The organism is Ramlibacter sp. PS3R-8 (assembly GCF_037572435.1).
Taxonomy (GTDB): Bacteria; Pseudomonadota; Gammaproteobacteria; order Burkholderiales; family Burkholderiaceae_C; genus Ramlibacter.
On sequence record NZ_JBBHGT010000006.1, the window covers coordinates 223400 to 248026 of the forward strand.

A 24627-nucleotide genomic window follows, 5' to 3' on the forward strand; every position below is an offset into this window, starting at 1 on the left:
CGGCGTTTGCACCGTGATGCCGGGGTTCGCGTGCGCGAAACCCGGCCTACGGGCGGACGGTCCTACTTCCAGGCCGCCTTCGCCGGATTCAGCTTCGCCGTCGCCAGCTTCTGCGGCCACACCACCTCGAACTCGCCGTTCTGCCACTGGCTCACGGTGCCCGGCGTCGCGGTGTTCTCGCTGCCGGTGAACTTGACGTCGCCGATGATCGTCTTGTGCGTCGTGTTGGCGACGTAGTCACGCATCGCCTTGCGGTCCAGGCCCACCTGCTTGGCCGCATGGGTCATGATCTCCAGCCCCGCCCAGCAATGGCCGCTGGCCCAGCGGTCCGGCTCCTTGCCGCCGAACTTCTTGGTGTGCGCGTCGAAGTAGGCCTTGGCCGCGGGGCTGGTCTTGGCGTTCCACGACCCCATGCCCAGCACGCCCTCGGCGCCGGCCGGCGTCATCACGTTCTTGTACAACTGGAACGCCGTGCCGACCGAGGCGTAGAAGAACTTAGGATTGAAGCCGACTTCCTTGGCCTGCTTGCTGGCCAGGATGGTGTCGGGCGGATAGGTGAAGCCGATGAAGGCGTCCGGGTTCTTGTCCTTGATGGAACGCAGCACCGGCGACAGGTCCTTCACGCCGCCCGGATAGCTGGTCTCCTGCACCAGCTGCATGCCGCTGCCGGCCAGCGCCACCTTCAGCGCCGCGTAGTTCTCCAGGCCGAACAGGTCGTCCACATACACCACCGCCACCGTCTTGGCGCCATTGGCCTTGAGCATGTCGACCAGCGCGTCGCACATCGGCTTGGGCTGCTGCAGCAGCAGGAAGAAGTACGGCAGCTTCATCTCGGCGAGGCGACGCGACAGCGCGGTCGGCGCCAGGAACGGATAGCCGAATCGATTGGCCAGCGGCGCGACGGCGAAGTTGGCGTTGCTGCCCCAGGGCGGCAGCACCAGGTCCACCTTGTCGCTGCCCATCAGCTTTTCGTAGGTGCGCACGCAGGTCTCGACGTCGCTGCGGTCGTCGGAGCTGATCAGCTCGATCTGGCGGCGGGCGCCCTTCACGTCCAGGCCGCCGGCGGCGTTCTGCTGCTCCGCCCACAGCAGGTAGTTGGGCTCCTGGCTCACCTGCGCGCCGCCGGTCCACGGGCCGGTGCGGGCCATGGCATAGCCCACGCGCACGGGGGCGGCCTGGGCGATCAGGTGCGGGGCGACGGCCATCGCACCGACGGCAGCGGCGGCGCCGCGCACGAAGTCACGACGGTTCTTGTTCCGAATGGGCATGAAGGTCTCCTTCCGCACTGGATGGCGGTGAGCCGATGGTAGGAAGGCAGGACCCCCTGCGCTTTGCTGGGGGTGCACAAACGCTTGCGTGCGCGTGCACGAGGCTGCGGGTTTTCCCTCAATTCCCACCGGGAGACGCCGCGGCGGGGCCCCATCCATAATGGCCCGTCCATGACCGCGTCCACCACGATGAGCACCGACGAGGTCGCCGAGCGCGACCGGGCGCCGCAGTGGTGCGAGTGGATCTACCGGCACTTCGGCGGCCTGCAGTCGGACCTGTATGGCGACACCACGTTCGACGGCCACATCGCCGCATCGCATGCGGGCGACGTGATCCTGACCCGGCTGGAAGCCAATCGGCATCGCGTGCTGCGCACCGCCTCGCTGGCGCGCCGCAGCGACACCGCTTACCTGAAGATCGTCGCGCCGTGGCAGGGCAGCGCGTCGGTGCAGCAGCAAGGCCGCGAAGCGCGTGCGCGCGACGGCGCCTGGGTGATCTACGACACCACGGCGGGGTACGAGATCGAGAACCCGGAGCGTTGCGACCACCTGATCGTGATGGTGCCCAAGGACGACATCGGTGACCGGCAACTGCGCTTCGACGGCGTCATGGCCCGCCAGTTGGGGGGCAGCGGCATCTCACGGGTGGCGCTGGAGACCATGCGCAACACGTACCAGGAGCTGCCGAACATGAGCGAGGCGGCAGCCCACGGCGCCGGCGAGCTGATCAAGCAGCTGGTGCGGCTGTCGCTGCAGGAGCTGTCCGGGGCGGACACCGCCGTCACGCAACGCGAGGCCTTGCGCGATCGCATCCGCACCCACGTGCAGCAGCACCTGCGCGACCCGGCGCTTTCGGTGGACGCCGTGGCGCGGTCCTTGAACTGCAGCCGGCGCCACCTGTACAACGCGTTCGCCGGCGAGGGCGAGTCGATCGCGGCGTACATCCAGCGCATGCGCCTGCAGGCTTGCATCCGCGACCTGCAGCAGGCCGGCCCGCACGCGCGGCCGATCACGGAGATCGCGTTGTCGTGGGGGTTCGGCAACCTCTCGCATTTCAGCCGCGTGTTTCGCGATCACACGGGGAAGAGTCCGACGGAGTTTCGGGGGAGCTGAGGCGCGACGGAACCCCCAACAGCCGGACGCAGAAGACGCAGAAGTTACGCAGAGGACGCAGAAAAATCCAGAAAGGGTTTTGGATGTCCTTTTGCGTCTTCTGCGGAACCTCTGCGTCTTCTGCGTCCTGTCTTCGTATTCCATCGCGTGCCGCTACGCCAGAGATTGCAGCTTCGCCACCGACGCAATCTCGATCCTCCCGTATCCCAGCGCGATCGCGCCCGCCCGCGCCATCGCCTGCAGCTCCTTGCTCAAGGTCTGGCGCGACACGCCCAGCATCATCGCCAGGGCTTCCTGCGAAACCGGCACCACCGGCCGCGGGTCGCGCGCCTGCGTCGCATCGCCGCGCGCGAGCAGCAGCAAGCGGCGCGCCACGCGCGCGCGCGTCGAGCGCAACGTCGCATCCTCCACCATGCCGTACAGCGAGCGCACGCGCGCGGCCAGCATGCGGCAGATCGCCAGCGCGAACGCGTGCCGCTTCATCATCCGCTCGAAGCCGGCGTGCGGCAGCGCCAGCACCTCGGCGTCGCGCGCGGCGGTGGCGTCGTGCGTGCGCGGCAGGCCATCGAGCAGCGAGATCTCGCCGAACCAGTTGCCCGGCTCCAGCACCGCCAGGATCGCCTCCTTGCCGTCCTCGCGCAGGCTCGACGCCTTGATGCCGCCACTGACGACGCCGTAGAAAGCACCGCCGCCCGCCGGCACCGGATCTCCCTGCCGGAACAGCATCTCGCCGGGCGCCAGCCGCTGCCGCTCGCACGCGGCCAGCAGCGCACGCCGGTCCGCCAGCGGCAAGGCCGCGAACCAGGGGTTGGCGTTCATGTGCCGCAGAAGCTCGGCGGTGGTGGACGGTGACACGCAGGTGACGGAGGGAGCGGGACTTCCCTCGATTGTCCAAATCTTGACAGTGGCTGGCAAGCTCCGGGCCAAGAATGGCCTGCCCTCAGGAGACCCGCAGTGACCGTCCGCGCCCAATTCGTCCGCATGCAGGACAGCACCGCCGCCGACTGGCAGGTGATTGCCGGGGAATTCATGCCCTTCGCGCAGGCGCTGCCGCAACGGGTGGTGAAGCACCTGCAGATCCTGCAGGGGGACTACGGCGGCTTCCCGGTCGACCGCTACACGCACTCGCTGCAGACCGCCACGCGCGCGCTGCACGAAGGGCGGGACGAGGAGTATGTCGTCTGCGCGCTGCTGCACGACATCGGTGACACGCTCGGCTCCTTCAACCATCCGGACATCGCCGCGGCCATCCTCAAGCCCTTCGTCAGCGAGGAGAACCTCTGGATGGTGCAGCACCACGGCATCTTCCAGGGCCACTACTTCTTCCACCACCTCGGCCTGGACCGCAACATGCGCGACCGCTTCAAGTCGCACCCGCACTACGACCGCACCGAGGAGTTCTGCGCGCTGTACGACAACCCGGCGTTCGATGCGACGGCGGAGACGCTGCCCATCGAGGAGTTCATGCCGATGCTCCAGCGCGTGATGGCGCAACCCCGCTATTCGATCTACCTGAAAGAGGACGCATCATGAACATGCAAGTCGCCTCCCTGCGCGAAGTGGTCAGCGCCGAGGAATGGCAGCTGCGCGTCGACCTCGCCGCCTGCTACCGCCTGGTCGCCGTGTATGGATGGAGCGACCTCGTCTTCACGCACGTCAGCGCGCGCATCCCCGGCCCCGAGCATCACTTCCTGATCAATCCCTACGGCCAGATGTTCGACGAGATCACCGCCTCGTCACTGGTGAAGGTGGACCAGGCCTGCAACAAGCTGATCGACTCGCCCTTCCCGGTCAACCCGGCCGGCTTCACCATCCACAGCTGCATCCACCAGGTGCGCGAAGACGCCGGCTGCGTGCTGCACACGCACAGCCGCGCGGGCGTGGCAGTCAGCGCGCAGAAGGCGGGCGTGCTGCCGATCAGCCAGCAAAGCACCTTCGTTCTGGCCTCGCTGGCGTACCACGCATACGAAGGCGTGGCGCTGCGCGACGACGAGAAGCCGCGGCTGCAGCAAGCGCTGGGTACGAAGAACTTCCTGATGCTGCGCAATCACGGCTTGCTGACGATCGGCCGCACCGTGCCGGATGCGTTCCTGTCGATGTACACCTTCGAGAACACCTGCCGCATCCAGATCGATGCGCTGGCCGGCGGCGGCGAGCTGGTCTACGTCGATCCGAAGATCATGGACGGCATGGCGACGGTGTTGAAGACCGTGACGGCCGGACAGGGCGCGAACATCGCGTGGCCGGCGTTGCTGCGCAAGCTGGACAGGATCGATCCGTCGTATCGGGAATAAGAATCCATGGCGGGGTCGCTTCGCGAACCCGCCCTACGAAGCGGAGCGTTGTCATTCCCCGCGAAGGCGACGCCCGCGGGAAGGACGGCGCAGGTAGGGCGGGTTCGCGCCAGCGACCCCGCCAGGCCTCAAGCCCCTTCCATCCGCGCCAGCGACCCCGCCAGCCCTCAAGCCTCTTCCATCCGCGCCAACTGCGGCGCCGGCGTCGGCGCCACCACGTTGCGCGGACGCGGATCGTGCTCCAGCACCGTCACTTCCTTGCGCGTCATGTCGAGGGAGCCGAACATCGTCGCGAAGGCCACGTCCTTGGCGTCGCGGCCGGTGCCGATGCGCACCAGCCGGTCCACCGGCGCCATGCCGGTCGGATCGAACAGCACCCACTGCCCGCCCAGCCAGGCCTCGAACACGGCATGGAAGTCCTGCGGCGGCTCGTCGAACCACACATAGCCCACCACCAGCCGCGCCGGGATGTTCAGCGCGCGGCAGAACGTGATGCCCAGGTGCGCAAAGTCGCGGCAGACGCCGGCGCGTTGCTCGAGCACCTCGCCGGCGGTGCTGTTGGAGTCGGTGCTGCCCGGCTTGTACGTGATGTTCTGGTAGATCCAGTCCTGGATCGCCTTGACGCGGTCATAGCCCGGCGCAATCCCGCAGAACATCCTGGCGATCTCGCTGCACAGGACATCCGACTCGCAGTAGCGCGTGGCCATCAGGTAGGGAAAGACGTCGTCGGGCACCGCGCCCACCGGCATTTCGAGCAGCGAAGTGTCCGGCTGCGGCGTGTGCACCTCGACCTCGGCCTTGTAGTTCACCAGCAGCGGTCCCGGCGCGGCGTCGAAACGCAGGAAGCGGTTGCCGGTGAGCGGGTCGGTGTAGCTGTGCGGCGTCACGCCGGAGGAGATGGCGAGCCGCTCGCTCAGGATCTTCTGGTTCGGCCAATGGGCCGCCTCGATGTTGAAGAGGACGTGTGAGGGCGTCTTGACGTCGTATTCGAGGACCGTCTCGACAGTGGAAAGATGCATGGGGCTTCGCGGAAAGTGGTTCACCGATGCTAAGGACCCCATCAGCCAAGGGCGATAGTCTGCTGTCGCGTCAGCAAGTAGGACGCCGCCAGACCGCCGAGCCACCGGCTACTTTCCGCCGAACAGCCCTCCGAGCGCGTCGCCGAGGCGGTTGCCGGCCGAGGCGCCGACCGCCGTGCCCGCACCCGGCGCGACCAGCGTGCCGAGCGCCGCCCCCAGCATCGCCCCGCGCGTCAGCATGACGCTGGGATCGTCGGTGGTGCCACCCACCGCCAGCGGCACGCCCATGGTGCCACCGGTCGCCGCCACGTCCACGTTCACGCGGCCACTGAGCGCCTTGTCGGCGGCGATCGACACGTTGCCGGTCGCTGACAGCATGCCGGAGGTCGCCACCAGGTTCGTCAGCTGCACGGCCTTGCCCTGGGTGGTGACCGTGCCCGCCAGCACATCCAGCTGCGTGGTGCCGCCACGGCTCAGGCCGATCGTCTGCACCGCCTTCAGCAAGTCGAGCTTCTGCAGCACCGCATCGCGAACGGTGAAGCGGGTCTCGGTCTTCAGCGCGTCGCGCAGCTGGCCCACGTCCTTGAACTCGGCCCGCAAGGTGGTCTGGGCCTGCAGCTTGCCGGTGAGCGGCTTGTCCGGCGCCGTCAGTGCAGCGATCTCCACCTTGTCGGTGCTGATCAGGCCGACCAGTTGCAGCACGCCGGCCGTCTTGCCCGGCTGCAGCTGCAGGTTGCCGGTGATCTCGCCGCCGCCGATGGCGACGCGTAGCGGCCACTGTGAGCCCTTGCGCCGGATCGAGCCCTTGGCGCCGGCGAAGCGTCCCTGCACGACGTCGACGGAGGCCTCGTCCAGCAGGCCGTCCCCGCCCAGGTTCATTTCCGCGTTGACCGTGGCGCGCACGCCTTTCGCGTCGATCCAGGTGACCTGGTCCAGCACCACGCGGCGCAGCGTCAGGGAGGCGGTGCCGGGCTCGGCCTTCTCGCTGGGCTTGCCGCCCGTCCGCCCGGCCGGCCCCTTGTTCTTCTTCATCTGCATCGCGCTGCCGACGAAGTCGATGGCGGTCTCGGGCAACACAGCCTTGCGCGCGATCAGCGTGGCGACTTCGAGGCGGCCGCCCAGCAGCGCCATCCAGCTCGGCCGCGCCTCGATGCGGCCGATGGTGAGCGGCGGCCTCGTCAGCAGCCGCACGTCGTCGGCGGCGACGGCTGGCAGCGGCCACAAGTCGACCGACAGGCGACCGAGTTTCAGCGGCGCGCCCAGCGCGGCCGAGGCGTCACGCTCCACCCGGCTGCGAAAGTCATCGGTGCGCAGCCAGAATTGCAACGCCATGGCCACGCCGGCCAGCAGCAACACGCCGAGCGCCAGGGCAGCGGCCAGCCATTTCACGATGCGCACCATGACTGCATTGTGGCCAAGCGGGCGAGCAGCCCCAAGCGAGCAAGGCTTGCCGGCATTCGCTAGCATCGATTTTTCACCTGCCAACAACACCCACACAACCCGAAGGACAACGCGATGAAGCTTTATTACTCCCCCGGCGCCTGCTCCCTGTCACCACATATCGTGCTGCGCGAAGCGGGCCTGGCCTTCGAGCCGGTGATGGCGCCGACCAAGACGCACAAGCTGCCCGACGGCACCGACTACTACACGGTCAACCCGCTGGGTTACGTGCCGCTGCTGGAACTGGATGACGGTACGCGCCTGCGCGAAGGCCCGGCCATCGTGCAGTACATCGCCGACCAGGTGCCGGCGCGCAACCTGGCCCCCGCCAACGGAACCTTGCAGCGCTACCGCCTGCAGGAGTGGCTGACGTTCATCGGCACCGAGATCCACAAGTCCTTCTCGCCGCTGTTCAACCCCGCGATGCCGGAGGAGGGAAAGAAGGTCTATCGCGAGCGCCTGGCCAACCGCTTCCAGTTCGTCGACAAGGAGCTGCAGGGCAAGGACTACCTGATGGGCGACGCGTTCTCCGTGGCCGACGCCTACCTGTACACGGTGACGCGCTGGTCCAAGCCGATGTCGATCGACCTCTCCGCCTACCCGAACCTGCTGGCGCACCACGCCCGCGTGGAGGCGCGGCCGGCGGTGCAGGAGGCCTTGAAGGTGGAGAAGCTGGCCTGAGTCGTCATTTCCGCGGGGGTGACGAAGCCCGTCACTCCGCCCCAACGCCGATCGGCGCCGGCGTCCGCATCACGATGCGTGTGAACAGGCGGTCGTATGCGGGGTCGTGGGTGCCGGTCACCAACGGATCCACGTGCTGCGCAAAGGCGGTGTTCAGCTCGTCCCAGTCCTGCGGGGAAAGCCGCTCCGCGAACGGCAGCAGCTGCGTCTCCTCGGTTCGCATGTGCGCGAGGTAGAAGGCGACGTACGTGCGTGCCGCGTCCTCGAAGGCTGCGCGGCGGCTGTCGCCGAGCAGCTCCCACGCCAGCAGCTGGTGCTGCAACGCGCGCACGCGATGCTCGCCGCGCACGTGGTCGTCCTCCAGCTGCGCGATCACCGTCATCAGCTCCGGCGCCACGCGCACGAGCTTGGGAAACAGCAGGTCGGATTCCTTGGGGTGGTGCCGGCGTTCGGGGAACTCGTCGATATAGAACAGCATGGCCCGCAGCACGTCGAAGAAGCGGATGGGCTCGTCGTCCGGTCCCCGTTCCAGCATCTGCAGCATGGAGCGCAGGACGGCGGAAACAGCGGCGTGCTCGTCGCGGATGATCTGCAGGGCGGGGCGGGGCATGGTGGTCTCCTGATGCAGCGCCAGAATCGCACGCCGCGGCGACAACGCGCTTGATGTACGTCAACGCAAGCTGGGGTTCCTGGCGTCACCCCGGCGTCAAAGCCGCCACCGCTTCAACAACAACGCATTCGTCAACACGCTCACGCTCGACAGCGCCATCGCCGCGCCCGCCACCACCGGGTTCAGGTAGCCCAGCGCGGCCAGCGGGATGCCGGCCACGTTGTACGCGAACGCCCAGAACAGGTTCTGGCGGATCTTCACCACCGTGCGGTGCGAGATGTCGAGCGCGCCCGCCACCAGCCCGACGTCACCGCGCATCAGCGTGATGCCCGCCGCGTGCATGGCCACGTCGGTGCCGGTGCCCATTGCAATGCCGACATCCGCCGCCGCCAGCGCGGGCGCGTCGTTCACGCCGTCGCCGACCATCGCCACCACGTGTCCGCCTTCGCGCAGCGCCGCCACCCGCGTCGCCTTCTCGCCCGGCAGCACCTCGGCCTGCACCTCGTCCGGCGTCAGCCCCAGGCGACGCGCCATCGCGTGCGCCGCGGCCCGGTTGTCACCGGAGATCATCAGCAGCCGCAAGCCCCGCGCACGCAGCAGCCCGATGGCTGGCGCGGCGCCCGGCTTGGGCTCGTCGGCAAAGGCCATCAGCGCGCGCAGCGCCAGGCCGCCGGTGACGCGCTCCACCAGCGCCGACAAGGTCGCGCCTTCGCCTTGCAGGCGATCCACTTGCGCCTGCACCGGCGCCAGCGGCACCTGCAGTTCCTGCATCCAGCGCAGGCTGCCGATCAGGAAGCTGCGGTGGCCGACTTCGCCTTCGGTGCCGCGGCCGGCCACCGCGCGCACGCTGTCCGGCGCCACGAAGGCGATGCCGCGGTCCCTGGCCGCGCCCACCACCGCGCGCGCCAACGGGTGCTCGCTGCCGCTTTGCAAACTGGCGGCCACCGCCAGCTGGTCGTTCTCGTCGGCGCCAGGCACGGGGACGAAGGCCACCAGCCGCGGCTGCCCCACCGTCAACGTGCCGGTCTTGTCGAAGGCCACGGTGTCGACGCGGTGCGCGCGCTCCAGCGCCTCGGCGTCCTTGATCAGGATGCCCTGCCGCGCGGCGACACCGGTGCCGGCCATGATGGCCGCCGGCGTGGCCAGCCCGAGCGCACACGGACAGGCGATCACCAGCACGGCGACGGCGTGGATCAGCGCCTCTTCCGCGTCCGCGCCGACCCACAGCCAGCCGGCCAGCGTCGCGACCGCCAGCCCCAGCACCACCGGCACGAACACCGCCGACACCTGGTCGACCATCCGCTGGATCGGCGCCTTGGCCGCCTGCGCGTCTTCCACCAGCCGGATGATGCGGGCCAGCACGCTTTCCTTGCCGACGGCCGTGGCACGCATGACGAAGCGGCCTTCGGCGTTGATGCTGCCGCCGGTGACGCGCGCGCCCACGCCCTTGCTCACCGGCAGCGGCTCACCGGTGAGCATGGACTCGTCGACGTGCGTGTCGCCCTGCTCCACCACGCCGTCGGCGGGCACGCGCTCCCCGGGCCGCACCACCAGCTGGTCGCCGGACAGCACTTCGGCCAGCGGCAGGTCCGCCTCGCCGCCCGAACGCAGCAGCACGTGCGCCACTTCCGGCCGCAGCGACTGCAGCGCGCGGATGGCCGTCGTGGTCTGCCGCTTGGCACGCGTCTCCAGCCACTTGCCCAGCAGCACGAGCGTGACGACGACGGCGGAGGCTTCGAAATACAGATGGTCCTGTCCTTGTGCCAGCCACAGCCACACGGACAAGCCCCAGCCGGCGCTGGTGCCGATGGCCACCAGCAGGTCCATGTTGCCGGTGCCTGCCTTCAGCGCATGCCAGCCCGCCCGGTAGAAGCGCGCTCCCAGCACGAACTGCACCGGCGTGGCCAGCAGGAACTGTTGCCAAGCAGGCAGCATCCAGTGCCGCCCCAACAGGTCGCCCACCATCGGCACCATCAGGGGCAGCGACAGCAGCAGTCCCAGCGCGACCGGCAGGAAGCCGTGCCAGGGCGACGGGTCCGCCTCCATCGGCGCATCGGCGGCCCGCGGCTCGTAGCCGGCGTTGCGCACGGCCCGGCGCAGCTGCGCCTCCATCTCGTCCGACGGAGCGTAGGTCACACGGGCGGATTCGGTGGCCAGGTTGACGGTGGCATCGCGCACGCCGGGCACCTTCTTCAGCGCGCGCTCCACGCGGTTGACGCAGGATGCGCAGGTCATGCCGCCCACGCCGAGATCGAGCGAGGCGGGAACGGCGGCAGTGGAAGTGTTCATGGCGTCAGCATCGACCTTGCCATCATGGGAAGGTCAAGCCTTGATCCAGATCAACCTTGCGTGCCGAAGGGTTGGTACGCGAGCCATTGACCTTACCATGATGGGAGGATTCAAGCTGCGGCTGTTTCCAGAAAGGACGAGAACCATGAACCAGGCATTCCAGGTCCAAGGCATGAGCTGCGGCCATTGCGTCAGGAGCGTGACCGAAGCGGTGCGATCGCTGGACCCGCAGGCAGAGGTGCAGGTGGACCTGCCCAGCGGCAAGGTCCAGGTGCAGTCGCAGCAGGATCGCGCGGCGATCGCCCGGGCGATCGAGGAAGAAGGCTACAAGGTCACATGACGAACGCGGCCTGGCCGGTGAACATCGGCGATGCGGCACGCCTGTCCGGCGTGTCCGCCAAGATGGTCCGGCATTACGAAAGCCTGGGCCTGCTGCCGCGGGTGGGGCGCACGGACAGCGGCTACCGGCAATACGCCGAGGCGGACGTGCACACGCTGCGTTTCATCAAGCGGTCGCGCGACCTGGGCTTCTCGATGGAGGAGATCGGGGAGTTGGTCAGCCTGTGGCAGAACCGGCGACGCGCCAGTGCGAACGTCAGGCGCGTGGCGCAGAAGCACGCCGACGACCTGGCCAGGCGGATAGCGGCGATGCAGGAAATGCAGCGCACGCTGGGTCACCTGATCCACTGCTGTCACGGGGACGAGCGCCCGGAGTGCCCGATCCTGGAGGAACTGGCGAAATAGGCCCACGCGTCATTCCCGCGGAGGCGGGAACCCAGGGCTCCCGAATTCAAATGCCTGAAAGCCCTGGTCCCCGCCTTCGCGGGGATGACACAGCCCGTTATTTCTTCGGCTCCTTGACCTTCCCCTGCTCCACTTGCACGTCGCGCAGCACGCGCGCCGGGCCGGCGCCCATCGAGCGGGTGTCGACGGCGGAACGCTCCTTCACGGCCAGCATCGCTTCGCGTTGCGCCAGCACCGGCTGGTCCATCAGGATCACCGCACCCATGCTCGAACGTTCGCTGGCGGGCGCCGGGGCCGTATCGGTCATGGTCAGGGGTTGCGGCTGCAACGGCGCTTGCGTTTGCGCGACAGCCGCGCCGCTCCAGGCCGCGGCCACCAAGGCTCCAGCCGCTGCTGCTCGCACAAAAGCCTTGTTCGTCATGATGGGTCCTTCACATCGGCGTAAGTTGGGCTTCACTGTGGCGGTACCCGGCCGTGGCGTCCGTCCCCCACAGCGGACGCTTGCCGTAGGAGCGGTTCGACCCATCCTGTAGACCCACGGGCCGTGACGTCTTTACCTCAGCGTCACCGGTCGCATATGGATGGGATACAGCCGCGGCAGAAACTGCCACGCGACGGGACACCCGAGCCCGCCTCCAGAAAGGACCCAACGATGAACTCCCTGCAGCGCCACTTAGTCGTCGCCGGCCTCGTCGGCAGCCTGGGCCTTGCCGCGGTCGCCCAGTCGCAAACGCCGTCTGCCGACACCCAGGCTCAGCCGCCAGCGGCCGAGCGCGCCGCCGACAACCCTGACCAGCGCCGCGACTTCATGCAAAAGAAGGTCGAGCGCAAGCTCGGCAAGCTCAAGCAGCAATTGCAGATCACCCCCGCGCAGGAGTCCGCCTGGAATGCCTGGGCCGGCGCCGTCCAGCCCGGAACGAAGATGCAACGCTCCAGCCGCGCCGAGCTCGCGGCGCTGACGACGCCGGAGCGCATCGACCGGATGCGGGCTGCGCGCACGCTGCGCAACGCAGAGATCGACCGCCGGCTGGACGCCACCAAGAGCTTCTACGCCGCGCTCACTGCGGAACAGCAGAAGGCGTTCGACGAGGCGAGCCTTCGCTTCGCCATGCACCACCACGGCAAGCGAGGCTTCTCGCACCGCGGCTGACAGCCCATCGCGCAAAAGAAAAAGCCTGGCAATGCCAGGCTTTTTTTCATCGGCGCTCGCGCGCTCAGTCACCGTAGTAGGAGCCGGGGGCGGAATAGCCGCGGTGGCCCTGCCATTGCACGCTGGGGTGCTCCATCACCGGGGCCGGGGCGGTGTAGATGTAGGTGGTGCCCGGTTGGACGGTCGTGCCCTGGGGAACCAGGATCACGGGACCGGCGCCCAGCACGCGCGTGTCGACGATGACCGTGTTGTCGCTGTACGGCGAGTTGGTGGTCCGCGCATTGGGCGCGCCGCCGGTCATGGTGCTGGCTTCGCCGGCCTGCATGGGCGAGTCGTAGGTTTCGGCCTGGGCGACGCCGGCCGCGGCGATGGCGCCGGCAATGAACAAGGCGCGGGTGAGGGAAGAATGTTTCATGGGAAAGCTCCGAACTGATCTGTTTATCGGCCCGGCAGGCGCCGGGTTGGTGTGAAGACAGTCTGGATCGATCGCGGCCCAAGCCTATCGGACGTGCACGGCCATGGCCGTAGGAGAGATCGGTCCGGAGGTGATGCGAGACAAAAGCTTGGCTAGGCGTCCTACGGTCGGCCGGCCGCCCCCCATTTACAACTGTGACCCCACCAGAACGAAGTTCAACAGAGCATGAGCGACCTCAGCCAGCCCTTGGCGGCGGTACCCGAGCAGCAGTCGACCGGAATGCGGTTGACCGTCATGACGGTCAACATCCACAAGGGCTTCACCACCTTCAACCGCCGCTTCATCCTGCCGGAGCTGCGCGACGCCGTCCGCAAGGTGGGCGCGGACATCGTGTTCATGCAGGAGGTGCTGGGCATGCACGACGTGCACGGCAAGCGGCTGGAGGACTCGCCCGAGGCCGGCCAGTACGAATTCCTCGCCGACAGCATCTGGCCGCAGTTCGCCTATGGCCGCAACATGGTGTATCCCAAGGGCCACCACGGCAACGCCGTGATGTCCAAGTTCCCGATCTCCCAGCACCAGAACCACGACATCTCCATCGCGGGTCCCGAAAAGCGCGGGCTGCTGCATTGCCAGATCAACGTGCCGGGGTGCGACAAGGAGATCCACGTCATCTGCGTCCACCTGGGCCTGGCCGAGTCGCATCGGCAGCAGCAGCTGGAACTGCTGTGCGAGATCACGCACACCGAGATCCCGGCCGACGCACCGCTGATCGTGGCCGGCGACTTCAACGACTGGCGGCGCCGCGCCAACGACCTGCTGTGGAACGGCGCCGGGCTGCGCGAGATCTTCGTCACGGCGTATGGCGAATCCGCCAAGACCTTCCCTGCCATCTTCCCGGTGCTGTCGCTGGACCGCATCTACGTGCGCAACTGCTCCGTGCACCTGCCGGTGGTGTTGCCCCGCAAGCCCTGGTCGCACCTGTCCGACCACGCACCGCTGGTGGCCGAAATCCACCTGTGAGCCCGCCATGGAAAGACGCTGGATCTCGGGCAACGATTTCACCTTGCTGGAAAACGGCGAGGAGTTCTTCCCGCGCGTGTTCGACTGCATCGCAAAGGCCAGGCGCGAAGTGGTCGTCGAAACCTTCATCCTGTTCGAGGACAAGGTCGGCCTGCAACTGAAGGCGGCGTTGATCGCCGCCGCCAAGGGCGGCGCGCAGGTGGACATCACCATCGACGACTGGGGCTCGCCGGACCTGTCCGAGGACTTCCTCGGCGCCTTGCGTGCGGCAGGCGTGCGCGTCCATTCTTTCAACCCGGGACCGCGCCCGTTCGGTTTGCGGCCGCACCTGCTGCGCCGCATGCACCGCAAGATCGCGGTGATCGACCGCGAGGTGGCTTTCGTCGGCGGCATCAACTACTCGGCCGACCACCTGGGCGACTACGGCCCCGAGGCCAAGCAGGACTACGCCGTGGAAATCCACGGTCCGCTGGTGGCCGAGATCCACCGCTTCTGCCATGCGGCGCTGGCGGAGGGCCAGCGCTACCAGCGTGAAAAGCGGCAGTGGTGGCGCTCGCGCAAGCACATCCGCGCCGCACCCGACTCGGTGCCCCCGCAAGGCAGCGCCGACGCGATGTTCGTCACGCGCGACAACCGCCAGCACACCAACGACATCGAGCGGCACTATCTCATCGCCATCCGCTCGGCCAGGAAGCGCATCGTCATTGCCAACGCGTACTTCTTCCCCGGCTACCGCTTCATCAAGGAGCTCAAGCGGGCCGCGCGCCGCGGCGTCGACGTGCGCCTCATCCTGCAGGGACAGCCCGACATGGCGTTCGTCAAGACGGCGGCGGGCATGCTGTACCACCACCTGCTGCACGCCGGTGTGCGCATCTACGAGTACTGCGAGCGGCCGCTGCACGGCAAGGTGGCCGTCATGGACGACGACTGGTGCACGGTGGGCTCGAGCAACCTCGACCCCATGAGCCTGTCGTTCAACCTCGAGGCGAACGTCATCATCCGCGACCGCGCGTTCACGCAGACGCTGGCGTCCAACCTGGACAAGTTGATGTGCAGCGCCTGCAACGAGATCACCGAGCAGTCCCTCGGCGAGCTGAAAGGCTGGCCGCTGGTGCAAAGTTTCCTGGCCTACCACTTCACGCGCCGCTATCCGCGCTGGGCGCAATGGCTGCCGCGGCACGTGCCGCGCCTGCTGCCCGCCGCGCCGAGCGCGAGCAAGCCCGTGCTGTCCACCGCGTTCGGCGACACGGCCAGGGAGAAGGGTTGATGCGCAAGCATCCCTGGTGGTCGTGGGCCCAGCGGCTGCTCGGCCTGGCCTTCCTGCTGGTGGTCGCGACGCTGCTGGTGCGCTACGCCCGCACGGTGGATTGGGGGCAGGTGAAGCAAAGCGTGCTGGAGTTGCCGCGCGAGGTGCTGCTGACCGCCTTCGCGCTCGCCGCCGGCGCGCATCTCATGTACAGCCTGATCGACCTGGTGGGGCGCCGCTACACAGGCCACCGCCTGCCCAAACGCAAGGTGATGCAGGTCAGCTTCATCAGCTTCGCCTTCAACCTGAACCTGGGCTCGCTGGTGGGCGGCATCGGCTTTCGCTACCGGCTTTATTCCAGGCTCGGCATTCGGTACGGGATCATCACCCGCATCGTCACGATGTCGATGCTCACCAACTGGCTGGGGTACATCCTGCTGGCCGGGCTGGTGTTCACCATCGCCCCGATGCAGCTGCCGCCGCACTGGGAACTGGACAACGCCGAGCTGCAGTTGCTGGGCGTCGGCCTGCTCTCATGCTGCGCCGTCTACCTGGGCATGTGCGCGTTCTCCCCGCGGCGAAGCTGGACGGTGCGGGGCCAGGAGATCGAGCTGCCCAGCATCCGCATGGCGATGTGCCAGGTCGGCATCTCCTCGGCGCACTGGCTCACGCTGGCCGCGGTGCCCTGGGTCCTGCTGCAAGGCCAGGTCGACTACGCGACGGCGCTGCAAGTGCTGCTGATGGCTGCCATCGCAGGCGTGATCACGCACATCCCCGGCGGGCTCGGCGTCGTCGAGGCCGTGTTCGTTGCGCTGCTGTCGCATCGCATCCCCGAGCCCCAACTGCTCGGCGCACTGCTGGCCTACCGTGCGCTGTTCTACCTCATCCCGCTGGCAGTTGGCGCCTTGCTGTACCTCAAGGTTGAGGTAAGGACACGCAAGCACGTGCCCGCCACTTGAAGCAATTGCATACTTCGATGCCCCGCCGATTCCAATCCAACCCACAATTCCGACATGGAGACGCATAGCTGTACCGAAGCGACGCTGGTGGGACAGACCGACCTCGCCGGGTTCCGGTCGGAGGCTCGCCAGCTGCTCGCACATCAAGTGCCGCCGGAGGAAGTGCAGTGGCAACTGCAGCCCCCGGCTGAATACACGGACCCGCAATCGCCGTTGGCGAGCCGGCCCCGCAACGTCGCGCGCGCGGCCACCGCCATCGTCCCGGCGTCCTTCACCCGCCTGTGCGAATTCGTGGTGCTGCATCGCGACCCCGAGCGCTTCGCGCTTCTCTATCGCTTGCTGTGGCGGCTGGTGCACGAGCCGGGACTGCGCAACGCGCCGTTGGATGCCGACATGCAGCAGGCGCAGCACATGGCGCACGCCGTGCGGCGCGACGTCCACAAGATGAAGGCGAACCTGCGCATGCGGCTGGTGCGCGACGGCGCGGGCAACGAGGTGCAGCTCGGGAGCTACGAGCCCGCGCACCACGTGATGGAGGCGGTGGCGCCCTGGTTTTCCAAGCGCATCCCGCAGGCGCACTGGGCGATCTTCACGCCGGACCGCAGCGTGCGCTGCGAAGGTGGTGCGCTGCTGTATGGGCCTGGCGTGCCGCGCGCCCAGCTGCCTGGCCACGCCGCCAGCGACGACGCCTGGCTAGGCTGCTACGAGCGCGTGTTCGCTCCGCATGCCTGACCCGAAGGGATGCAGGTGCTGGTGACCGTGCATCCCTCAGCGCTTCTCCGGCTCGAGCCCGAGGCCCGTGCGGCGGCGATCGAGGCGTTCGTCGCGGACATCCGGCAGGCACAGCGGCTGTTCGCCGGTTGACGTGCGCGGCGCGTCGGGGCATGCGGTGGCCGGCAGCGGGCCCGCCTGGTCCTGGACGTCGCTGGGGCCGCGCAGCTTGCGTGCGGCGCCGTCCGAACCCTGCAGGCCGATGCCGCCTTGCGCAGGCCCGGCCTGCGCCCCCTGGCCGCCTTGCGCACCTGACATCAACGGCCGGCCCTGGAAGACCGCGCCGGCGTTGGGGCTGGGTTGGCTGGCAGACTGGCCCGCGGCTTCCATCGCGAGCAGCGCGAGGCCCAGCACGGCGGCGACGCCGAGCCAGTAGGTGGGGTGGTGGTGGGACATGGTCAGGCTCCTTCGAGCGGTTGCAGGAAGTCTCGTCCTGCGCTGTTCGGTGCGGCGCACGCGCGGGGCACATGCTGTCGTAGGAGTGTGCCGTACATCTGCGTTACATGCCACTGCTAAACTTCCCGCGTTCCCATGCAGTACCGATGACCGTCACCGTCGCAGGACGCGCACCTGCCAGCTTCGAGATCAAGAGCGCCAACCTGCCGCTGGTTGCCCTGCTGCTGAAGTCGAACGACCTGGACCTGCTCGCGCAGGAACTTCGGGGCCGCTTCGGCGACATCCCCGATTTCTTCGACCACGATCCCCTGGTGATCGACCTTGCGCCGGTGGGCAATGCGCCGGTGGATTTCGCGCGACTGGTCGAGATGCTGCGGGGGTATCGGGTGATGCCGGTGGCGGTGAAGGGGGGGAGTGCTCAACAGATGGAAGCCGCCCGAAGTGCCGGGTTGGCTGACGGCGGTGACGCGCTCGCCCTCAGCGCCCCCACCCCAACCCTCCCCCAGAGGGGGAGGGAGGAAGAGGAACAACCGAAGGCCCCTCCTGCAGTTGCTTCCATACCCGCCTCCGCGCTCATCATCGACAAGCCGCTGCGCTCCGGCCAGCAGGTCTACGCGCGCGGCCGCGACGTCGTCGTGCTGGCGATGGTGAACGCGGGTGCGGAAGTCATCGCCGACGGGCACATCCACGTCTATGCACCACTGCGCGGCAAGGCCATCGCCGGCGCGCGCGGCGATGCCGACGCCCGCATTCTCACGCTGTGCCTGGAGCCCGAACTGGTCTCCATCGCCGGCGTCTACCGCACCAGCGAAGTCGCGTTGCCCAGGAGCGTGCGCGGCAAGCCCGCGCAGGTCCGCCTGGTCGACGACAAGCTGGTGATGGAAGCACTGAACACCTGAAGGAACACTCACCCATGGCCAAGATCATCGTCGTCACCTCCGGCAAGGGCGGTGTCGGCAAGACCACCACCAGCGCCAGCTTCGCCAGCGGCCTGGCCCTGCGCGGACACAAGACCGCGGTCATCGACTTCGACGTCGGCCTGCGCAACCTGGACCTGATCATGGGCTGCGAGCGCCGCGTGGTCTACGACTTCGTCAACGTGATCCACGGCGAGGCCACGTTGAACCAGGCGCTGATCAAGGACAAGCACAACGAGCAACTGTCGGTGCTGGCCGCCAGCCAGACCCGCGACAAGGAAGCCCTCAGCAAGGAAGGCGTCGAGAAGGTGCTGAACGACCTGGCAGCGATGGGCTTCGAGTACATCGTCTGCGACTCGCCTGCCGGCATCGAAACCGGTGCGCTGATGGCCATGCATTTCGCCGACGAGGCGCTGGTGGTGACCAACCCCGAGGTCTCCTCGGTGCGCGACTCCGACCGCATCCTCGGCATGCTGGCCAGCAAGACCAAGCGCGCCATCGACGGCAAGGAGCCCATCAAGGAACACCTTCTCATTACCCGCTACAACCCGAGCCGCGTCGACCAGGGCCACATGTTGTCGCTGGAAGACATCCAGGACATCCTGCGCATCCCCTTGATCGGCGTGGTGCCGGAAAGCGAATCGGTGCTCCAGGCCAGCAACCAGGGCACGCCTGCCGTGCACCTGAAGGGCACCGACGTCAGCGAGGCTTACCAGGACATCGTCGCCCGCTTCCTGGGCGAGGACCGGCCGCTGCGCTTCGTCGACGCCGAGAAGGCCGGCTTCCTGAAGCGCCTGTTCGGGAGGAGATGAGATGTCCTTCCTGCGTTTCCTGCTCGGGGAAAAGAAGAAGACGGCCAGCGTCGCCAAGGAGCGGCTGCAGATCATCCTGGCGCACGAGCGCAGCGGCCGCAACCCCGGCTTCTCGCCGGACTACCTGCCTGCCCTGCAGCGCGACCTGGTGGCGGTGATCAGCAAGTACGTGAAGATCGATCCGAGCCACCTGAAGGTGAACGTGGAGCGCCAGGACAACCTGGAGGTGCTGGAGGTGAAGATCGAGTTGCCGGACGCGCCGCGTTGATGTGTGTCGGGGTGCCTTCGGCAACCCGACCTACGCGTCCGAACGTGTGACTCGCTGCCAATTGCGCGTGCGAACGTGTGACTTTCTGGTAGGTCGGGTCGGCGAAGCCACCTCGACGAACGTTTTACGCACCTGACCAGTTGACAGGTGGTGCTTGACAGGCGCCCAATACACGGATGAGCTCCCCGGCCGTCGTCGTCCGTGTCACCCATCGTTATGCCGCCCCTGCCGAGCGCCTGTTCGATGCATGGATCACTCCCGCCCAGGCCTCGCGCTTCCTGTTTCGCACCCGCACCGGCAACGTCATGCAGTGCGAGATCCAGCCGGAAGTCGGCGGCGGCTTCACGGTCACCGACCGCCGTCCCGCTGCCGAAGGGGACGAGAGCGTCTTCGACGTCGTCCACATGGGCAAGTACCTGGTCATCGAGCGACCGCGCAAGCTGGTGTTCGAATTCAGCGTGCTGACGTTCGGCAACGAGTCCCCCACGCGCGTCACGGTCGAGGTGAGCCCGCTCGGCCCGCAGGCCAGCGAACTGGTGCTCACCCATGAGATGGGCGCCTCGGAACAGGCCCGCATGCTCGAGGAGACCACCCGCAAAGGATGGGTCAACATGCTGGCCAGCATCGAGCGGGAGTTGTTTCCACGCCGCATAGGTGTGCAACTCTAGGAAGTTGCTGGATTGGCGGCTTGGTGCGGCGCACAATATCGCCACATGACATCCGACTCGTTCGCCACCGGCAGCACCGTCAAGGCCTGCTTGGCTCCGAATACCCTGGACTCCTTCGACCCCGTGCTGCGCCGCATGCTGTGCGGCGCGCAGGACTTCACCAAGCAGGCGGATGGCCGCTGGCGCCCCCAGGGCTGCCAGTTGGGCCTGGCGCGCTGCTTCGAGTTCACCGACCTGCTGCTGCCGGTCGCGCGCTGATCACGGCTTGTTGCCGGTGCGGCTCTTAGGGCCGCCCTTGTCCCCCTGACCGGCGCGCCCGGTGCGCAGCTGATTCTGGTTGGACTGCCCGCCGATGTGGTCTTCGCGATCGTTCCGGCTCTCCGGCGTCCTGCGGCCTTCGTTCTTCTGCGTCGGCGGCTCACTCCCCGTCTTGTTCTTGTCGTTGGCCACCTTGCCCGACTGCGGCGTCTGTGCGTCCTCGGGATGGTTCTTGTAGCGATGCGTCATTCCAATTCTCCTTGAGCTGGTTCGTCATTCCCGGTTGGTTCGTCTCGTGTTCGAACGATTCTGTGAACGTCGCCTCGGCATGGCTGTCAGACAGCGGCGTGTCTTCCTCCCCCTCCCCTGTCTTCCTCCCTCCCCTCCGGGGGAGGGCCGGGGTGGGGGCGCAGGCCCAGCGCGTCACATCCGTTTCCAAAGCCCGTGCGTACTCCTTGACTGAACCACTCCCTCAAGGACCCGTCATGCTCCGCCTCGCCCTCACCCTCACCGCCACGGCCCTGCTGGCCGCCTGCGCCATGCAACCCATGGCCACCATGCGCAGCTACGACCAGGCCATGCTGCCGGCCGCGGTGCAAGTGCCCGCCGGCAACCGGGTTGCGATGGAAACGGTCGGCGTCGGCTCGATCACGTACGAATGCCGCGTCAAGGCCAATGCGGCGAGCGAGTACGAGTGGTTCTTCGTCGGCCCCGATGCGCGCCTGATGGACCGCAGCGGCAAGCAGATCGGCCGCTACTACGGCCCGCCGGCGACCTGGGAGAACACGGACGGCTCCAAGCTGACCGCCACCCAGGTGGCCGTGTCCCCTGCGGCTGCCGGCAGCATCCCGCTGCAACTGGTGAAAGCCAACCCCGCGATGGGCAACGGCGCGATGACCGGCGTCACGTACATCCAGCGCGTGTCCACGCAAGGCGGCGTGGCGCCGGCGATGGCCTGCGGTGGCAACAACCTGGGCGCGCGCCAGGTCGTGCAGTACCAGGCCGATTACATCTTCTACAAGGCGATGTGAGTCGGTCGCGTGGATGCCGGGGTCGCTTCGCGAACCCGGCCTACGGGTCCGTGACGTCCTCCCCGCGAAGGGGGGGATCCAGGCTCCCTGCCTTCCTCCCTCTCCCCTCCGGGGAGAGGGCCGGGGTGAGGGGCACGCGCGTCCCCACCTCTCCCCTACGCACTCACCCCCATCGGCGCCACCCCGATCCACCGCGCGTGCGCCCAGAACGCAAACGCGACCCACGCCACGATACCGATCGCCACCGTGATGGCCGTGCCCATCGCCGTCCCCGCCGGAGGCACCGCCGCCAGCGCCCGATCGCGCTTGCGCGCGGCACGGAACGCCAGCACCGCCCACAGCAGGAAGCCGCCGAACAGCAGCAGGTCCGCCAGCGTATTGTTGGCGATCAGGTGGGCCAGCGCCCAGACCTTCACGCCGATCAATTGCGGGTGCCGCAGCCTGGCCTTGAAGTGGTTGCGCGGCACGTACGGCGCGAAGAACAGCACGAAGGCCAGCAGCGTCAGCAACGCCGCGATGTGCCGCGTGGCCACCGGCGGCTGCGGCCACAGCACCACCGGGTTCTGCCGCGCCAGGCCGAAGCCATAGACGATCAGCGCGAAGCCGACGATCGACGCCAGCGCGTACAGCCCCTTCCACGGTTTCTCGCCGATGCGCCGGATCGTCGACGTGCGCCAGCCGTCGGCGACGATGCGCGTGGAATGCACGCCCAAGAACAGCACCAGGCCCAGCACGAGCAGCAGCATGACGGTCTCCTCCAACCAGCGAAGGGCGGATTCTGCGCCATCGCCGAACCGACTTGAAGCGGCCTTCGGACCCCACGTCGGTTGTCCGCGGATGTCTTCTTAGATTTCTTTAATTCAAGATAGCAGTAGTAGCTAAGGGACGGCCCGCGCTGTGGACAAGGCGCTTTTTCCCTTGTCCCATCAGCCACTTGCGTGGCCTGCACCACTGTGTGTAGGACTGCGTCGGAACTGTCCTACAGAAATGAACAACTTCGCTGCTGGACCATTCGGTGTGGATAACCGTCGGGTTGTGCCGGAACCATCCACAGGCTTGTTAGACGCAAAATAAATTTCGGCGCCTCCGGCGGGGTTGCGTGCGAGCGACGTGCGCAATTTGGGGCTTGACACCAGTGCGTCAGCCCCGCGAAGGCGGGGACCCAGGGCTCCCATTCCCCATCAACCGCACGGCCACCCACATCCCCGCAGCCGCCGACACCGCTCCCACCAGGAACACACTGCCCAACCCCATCGCCTGCGCGAACACGCCGCCCACCGGCCCCGCCATCGCCATCGCGATGTCCTGGAACGCGACATAGGCGCCCATCGCCGCGCCGCGGCTTTGTGGCGGCGCGCGTCGCACCGCCTCCACGCCCAGCGCCTGGAAGGCGAGCGCATAGCCGCCACCTCCGAGCGCCGCACCGAGCCACGCCACCTCCGGCCCGGGTGCTGCCCAGATCATTGCCAGCCCCAGGGCCTCGACCAGCGCCGCATAGAGCGTCACGCGCGCGCCGCCGACCTGGTCCGGCAGGTGCCCGAACAGCAGCCGCGCGACGATGAAGCCCGCGCCCATCGCCGTCAACGCCAGGGCGCCGCCGCCCCAACCCCGCTGCACGAACAGCAGCACGGCAAACACGGTGATCATTGCGTAGGCGCTGGAGCACAGCATCAGCCCCAGGCCCGGCAGCTTCACGTCGCGCACCACGCTCAGGAACCGCGGACGCTCGTGCGTGCCGGGCTTTTCCACGTGCATCAGCATCACGCCCACCAGGGGCAGCAGCGGAATCAGCATCGCTGCAATGGCCAGCCCGGCGAGCCCGAACCGCTCGTGCAGCGCCACGCCCAGGGGCGCGGCGGCGCCGAACGAAGCAAAGATCGCAACCCCCACCCACCCCAGCACCTTGCCCGTGTGCGCCGGACCGAGCCGCGCCATCGACCAGGCCAGCAGCCCGGTGATGAGGAAACTCTCCGCCATGCCGGTGAGCAGCCGCGCCGCGATCACCAATGCCAAGGCAAGCTGCGGACGATCCGCGAACTGCAGCGACACCAGGTACACGATGCCCGTACTGGCCGCGGCCAGCATCCCCATCACCGCCACGCGCCGCGGCCCCTGCGCGTCCGCCACGTGGCCGGCCCACATGCGGCTGAAGAAAGCGGAGATGAACTGCACGCCCATCACCACGCCCACCATCGTCGTGCCCTGCCCCAGCGCGTCGTGCACGTGGCGCGGGATGACGGGCAGGGTCATGGCGGTGGCCAGGATGCCGAAGAACACCACCGCCATGAAGGGCAGCAGCGGGCCGAAGGCCGAGAACAGCGAGTTGGAATCGTTTTTCATGCGCTAGGCAGAATAGCGCCGACATGACCGCTGCCCTGAACTACCGCCACCTCTACTACTTCTGGGTGGTCGCCAAGGAAGGCGGCATCGCCCGCGCCGCCAACCGCCTGGGCATGGCGGTGCAGACGGTCAGCGCGCAGGTGCGCCTGCTGGAGCAGGAGCTGGGGCATTCGCTGTTCAAGCCGGCCGGACGCGGCATCAGCCTCACCGACGCCGGCGTCGCCGCAATGAACATGGCCGACCAGATCTTCCAGCTCGGCGAACAACTGCCCGACGCGGTGCGCGAAGCGGCGACCGGCCAGGGCCTGCGCCTGGCGGTCGGCATGTCCGATGGATTGCCCAAGCTCGTGGTGCGCCACCTGCTGCAACCCGCGGTGGACGATGGGCGCGTGCGCCTGCTCTGCCACGAGGACGAGTTCGACCGGCTGCTGGCAGACCTGGCGCTGCACCGGCTGGACGCCGTGCTGTCGGACCGCCCCGCACCGCCCAACCCCAACCTGCGCCTGTACGGCCACAAGCTGGGCGAGGCGCCGATGTCGTGGTTCGCGCCGGCGCAGCTGGCCAGGCAGTGCAAGCAGCCCTTTCCGGCCTGCCTGGCCGAGATCCCGCTCCTGCTGCCCACTGCCCATGCGGCCATCCGGCCGCGCCTGGACCAGTGGCTCGAGCGCCATGGCATCCGTCCGCGCATCGCGGGCGAGTTCGAAGACAGTGCGCTGCTGGCCGCCTTCGGCCGCAGCGGCATGGGCGCCTTTCCCTCCAGCGTGTGGTCGCGCGACGAACTGCTGCAGGACAAGAGCATGCGGCTGCTGGGCGACGCGCCCGAACTGGTGGAGCACTTCCACCTGATCGTCGCCGAGCGGAAAATCCAGCATCCCTTGCTGCAGCGACTGCTGCAAGGCGTGGCCTGACCCTTCA

General features: G+C 67.9%; 30 protein-coding genes. 18 read left to right on the top strand and 12 right to left on the bottom strand.

Annotated features, from left to right (window positions below; all coding sequences use genetic code 11):
* Window positions 1-62: 62 nt before the first annotated feature.
* Complete coding sequence (locus WG902_RS19440) at window positions 63-1268, bottom strand: amino acid ABC transporter substrate-binding protein (protein WP_340061854.1); 1206 nt, start codon at window positions 1266-1268, stop codon at window positions 63-65.
* Window positions 1269-1439: 171 nt separating this feature from the next.
* On the opposite strand from WG902_RS19440, the gene WG902_RS19445 reads away from it, so the two are divergent.
* Window positions 1440-2381, top strand: a complete 942-nt coding sequence (locus WG902_RS19445) for a helix-turn-helix domain-containing protein (RefSeq protein WP_340061855.1) — start codon at window positions 1440-1442, stop codon at window positions 2379-2381.
* A 153-nt stretch (window positions 2382-2534) separates the two neighbouring features.
* Here the strand turns inward: WG902_RS19445 and WG902_RS19450 are convergent, their stop codons facing one another.
* Window positions 2535-3200, bottom strand: coding sequence for a Crp/Fnr family transcriptional regulator (locus WG902_RS19450; RefSeq protein ID WP_340061856.1), 666 nt, complete (start codon window positions 3198-3200; stop codon window positions 2535-2537).
* A gap of 135 nt (window positions 3201-3335) precedes the next feature.
* On the opposite strand from WG902_RS19450, the gene WG902_RS19455 reads away from it, so the two are divergent.
* On the top strand, window positions 3336-3914 hold the full coding sequence (locus WG902_RS19455) for an HD domain-containing protein (protein WP_340061857.1): 579 nt from the start codon (window positions 3336-3338) through the stop codon (window positions 3912-3914).
* A complete protein-coding gene (locus tag WG902_RS19460) occupies window positions 3911-4675 on the top strand; it encodes a class II aldolase/adducin family protein (RefSeq protein WP_340061858.1) in 765 nt (254 codons plus the stop codon). Before WG902_RS19455 ends, WG902_RS19460 begins: the two co-directional genes overlap by 4 nt.
* A 167-nt stretch (window positions 4676-4842) precedes the next feature.
* Here the strand turns inward: WG902_RS19460 and WG902_RS19465 are convergent, their stop codons facing one another.
* Both WG902_RS19465 and WG902_RS19470 read right to left on the bottom strand, forming a co-directional pair.
* Window positions 4843-5694 (bottom strand): transglutaminase-like domain-containing protein, encoded by an 852-nt coding sequence (locus tag WG902_RS19465; RefSeq protein WP_340061859.1) that lies wholly within the window; start codon window positions 5692-5694, stop codon window positions 4843-4845.
* Window positions 5695-5802: 108 nt separating this feature from the next.
* Window positions 5803-7095, bottom strand: a complete 1293-nt coding sequence (locus WG902_RS19470) for a hypothetical protein (RefSeq protein WP_340061860.1) — start codon at window positions 7093-7095, stop codon at window positions 5803-5805.
* A 114-nt stretch (window positions 7096-7209) separates the two neighbouring features.
* Here WG902_RS19470 and gstA point away from each other — a divergent pair, with 114 nt between their 5' ends.
* Complete coding sequence (gstA, locus tag WG902_RS19475; RefSeq protein WP_340061861.1) at window positions 7210-7815, top strand: glutathione transferase GstA; 606 nt, start codon at window positions 7210-7212, stop codon at window positions 7813-7815.
* Window positions 7816-7846: 31 nt separating this feature from the next.
* Here gstA and WG902_RS19480 read toward each other — a convergent pair whose 3' ends face one another.
* A complete protein-coding gene (locus WG902_RS19480; protein WP_340061862.1) occupies window positions 7847-8425 on the bottom strand; it encodes a hemerythrin domain-containing protein in 579 nt (192 codons plus the stop codon).
* A gap of 96 nt (window positions 8426-8521) precedes the next feature.
* Window positions 8522-10714, bottom strand: a complete 2193-nt coding sequence (locus tag WG902_RS19485) for a heavy metal translocating P-type ATPase (protein ID WP_340061863.1) — start codon at window positions 10712-10714, stop codon at window positions 8522-8524.
* Between the two features lie 145 nt (window positions 10715-10859).
* Between WG902_RS19485 and WG902_RS19490 the strand changes: the two genes are divergently transcribed.
* Both WG902_RS19490 and cueR read left to right on the top strand, forming a co-directional pair.
* Window positions 10860-11054: a heavy-metal-associated domain-containing protein gene (locus WG902_RS19490; protein WP_340061864.1), complete on the top strand. Its 195-nt coding sequence runs from the start codon at window positions 10860-10862 to the stop codon at window positions 11052-11054.
* A complete protein-coding gene (cueR, locus tag WG902_RS19495) occupies window positions 11051-11458 on the top strand; it encodes a Cu(I)-responsive transcriptional regulator (RefSeq protein WP_340061865.1) in 408 nt (135 codons plus the stop codon). The genes WG902_RS19490 and cueR overlap by 4 nt, the downstream gene beginning before the upstream one ends.
* A 97-nt stretch (window positions 11459-11555) precedes the next feature.
* Here cueR and WG902_RS19500 read toward each other — a convergent pair whose 3' ends face one another.
* Window positions 11556-11834, bottom strand: coding sequence for a hypothetical protein (locus WG902_RS19500; RefSeq protein WP_340061866.1), 279 nt, complete (start codon window positions 11832-11834; stop codon window positions 11556-11558).
* A gap of 276 nt (window positions 11835-12110) precedes the next feature.
* Here WG902_RS19500 and WG902_RS19505 point away from each other — a divergent pair, with 276 nt between their 5' ends.
* On the top strand, window positions 12111-12608 hold the full coding sequence (locus WG902_RS19505; protein WP_340061867.1) for a Spy/CpxP family protein refolding chaperone: 498 nt from the start codon (window positions 12111-12113) through the stop codon (window positions 12606-12608).
* Between the two features lie 64 nt (window positions 12609-12672).
* Here WG902_RS19505 and WG902_RS19510 read toward each other — a convergent pair whose 3' ends face one another.
* A complete protein-coding gene (locus WG902_RS19510; protein WP_340061868.1) occupies window positions 12673-13023 on the bottom strand; it encodes a hypothetical protein in 351 nt (116 codons plus the stop codon).
* Window positions 13024-13248: 225 nt separating this feature from the next.
* Here WG902_RS19510 and WG902_RS19515 point away from each other — a divergent pair, with 225 nt between their 5' ends.
* The 4 genes from WG902_RS19515 to WG902_RS19530 are packed head-to-tail and all read left to right on the top strand — an operon-like array spanning window position 13249 to window position 16983.
* The gene (locus tag WG902_RS19515; protein ID WP_340061869.1) at window positions 13249-14046 is read left to right on the top strand and encodes an endonuclease/exonuclease/phosphatase family protein; all 798 of its coding nucleotides are present in this window, start codon (window positions 13249-13251) and stop codon (window positions 14044-14046) included.
* 7 nt (window positions 14047-14053) lie between these two features.
* Window positions 14054-15313, top strand: a complete 1260-nt coding sequence (gene clsB / locus WG902_RS19520) for a cardiolipin synthase ClsB (RefSeq protein WP_340061870.1) — start codon at window positions 14054-14056, stop codon at window positions 15311-15313.
* Complete coding sequence (locus WG902_RS19525) at window positions 15313-16251, top strand: lysylphosphatidylglycerol synthase domain-containing protein (protein WP_340061871.1); 939 nt, start codon at window positions 15313-15315, stop codon at window positions 16249-16251. The genes clsB and WG902_RS19525 overlap by 1 nt, the downstream gene beginning before the upstream one ends.
* 54 nt (window positions 16252-16305) lie before the next feature.
* Complete coding sequence (locus WG902_RS19530; RefSeq protein WP_340061872.1) at window positions 16306-16983, top strand: DUF4130 domain-containing protein; 678 nt, start codon at window positions 16306-16308, stop codon at window positions 16981-16983.
* A 36-nt stretch (window positions 16984-17019) separates the two neighbouring features.
* Here WG902_RS19530 and WG902_RS19535 read toward each other — a convergent pair whose 3' ends face one another.
* Window positions 17020-17418 carry a hypothetical protein gene (locus tag WG902_RS19535; protein WP_340061873.1) on the bottom strand — a complete coding sequence of 133 codons (399 nt, stop codon included), beginning with the start codon at window positions 17416-17418 and terminating at the stop codon, window positions 17020-17022.
* 146 nt (window positions 17419-17564) lie between these two features.
* Here WG902_RS19535 and minC point away from each other — a divergent pair, with 146 nt between their 5' ends.
* The 5 genes from minC to WG902_RS19560 all read left to right on the top strand — a co-directional run bounded on the left by minC (window position 17565) and on the right by WG902_RS19560 (window position 20341).
* Window positions 17565-18317 carry a septum site-determining protein MinC gene (minC, locus tag WG902_RS19540; protein WP_340061874.1) on the top strand — a complete coding sequence of 251 codons (753 nt, stop codon included), beginning with the start codon at window positions 17565-17567 and terminating at the stop codon, window positions 18315-18317.
* 14 nt (window positions 18318-18331) lie between these two features.
* Complete coding sequence (gene minD, locus WG902_RS19545; protein WP_340061875.1) at window positions 18332-19147, top strand: septum site-determining protein MinD; 816 nt, start codon at window positions 18332-18334, stop codon at window positions 19145-19147.
* Window position 19148: 1 nt separating this feature from the next.
* A complete protein-coding gene (gene minE / locus WG902_RS19550; protein ID WP_340061876.1) occupies window positions 19149-19415 on the top strand; it encodes a cell division topological specificity factor MinE in 267 nt (88 codons plus the stop codon).
* A gap of 176 nt (window positions 19416-19591) precedes the next feature.
* Window positions 19592-20083 (top strand): SRPBCC family protein, encoded by a 492-nt coding sequence (locus tag WG902_RS19555; RefSeq protein WP_340061877.1) that lies wholly within the window; start codon window positions 19592-19594, stop codon window positions 20081-20083.
* A 45-nt stretch (window positions 20084-20128) separates the two neighbouring features.
* Complete coding sequence (locus tag WG902_RS19560) at window positions 20129-20341, top strand: hypothetical protein (RefSeq protein ID WP_340061878.1); 213 nt, start codon at window positions 20129-20131, stop codon at window positions 20339-20341.
* On the opposite strand, the gene WG902_RS19565 is transcribed toward WG902_RS19560, so the two are convergent.
* The gene (locus tag WG902_RS19565) at window positions 20342-20590 is read right to left on the bottom strand and encodes a hypothetical protein (RefSeq protein ID WP_340061879.1); all 249 of its coding nucleotides are present in this window, start codon (window positions 20588-20590) and stop codon (window positions 20342-20344) included.
* 236 nt (window positions 20591-20826) lie between these two features.
* On the opposite strand from WG902_RS19565, the gene WG902_RS19570 reads away from it, so the two are divergent.
* A complete protein-coding gene (locus WG902_RS19570; RefSeq protein WP_340061880.1) occupies window positions 20827-21372 on the top strand; it encodes a DUF3455 domain-containing protein in 546 nt (181 codons plus the stop codon).
* A gap of 155 nt (window positions 21373-21527) precedes the next feature.
* On the opposite strand, the gene WG902_RS19575 is transcribed toward WG902_RS19570, so the two are convergent.
* Together WG902_RS19575 and WG902_RS19580 are read right to left on the bottom strand one after the other, a co-directional pair.
* On the bottom strand, window positions 21528-22118 hold the full coding sequence (locus tag WG902_RS19575; RefSeq protein WP_340061881.1) for an NnrU family protein: 591 nt from the start codon (window positions 22116-22118) through the stop codon (window positions 21528-21530).
* A 394-nt stretch (window positions 22119-22512) separates the two neighbouring features.
* Window positions 22513-23712, bottom strand: coding sequence for an arabinose transporter (locus tag WG902_RS19580; protein WP_340061882.1), 1200 nt, complete (start codon window positions 23710-23712; stop codon window positions 22513-22515).
* A 23-nt stretch (window positions 23713-23735) separates the two neighbouring features.
* Here WG902_RS19580 and WG902_RS19585 point away from each other — a divergent pair, with 23 nt between their 5' ends.
* On the top strand, window positions 23736-24620 hold the full coding sequence (locus WG902_RS19585; RefSeq protein ID WP_340061883.1) for a LysR family transcriptional regulator: 885 nt from the start codon (window positions 23736-23738) through the stop codon (window positions 24618-24620).
* The last annotated feature ends 7 nt before the right edge of the window (window positions 24621-24627 follow it).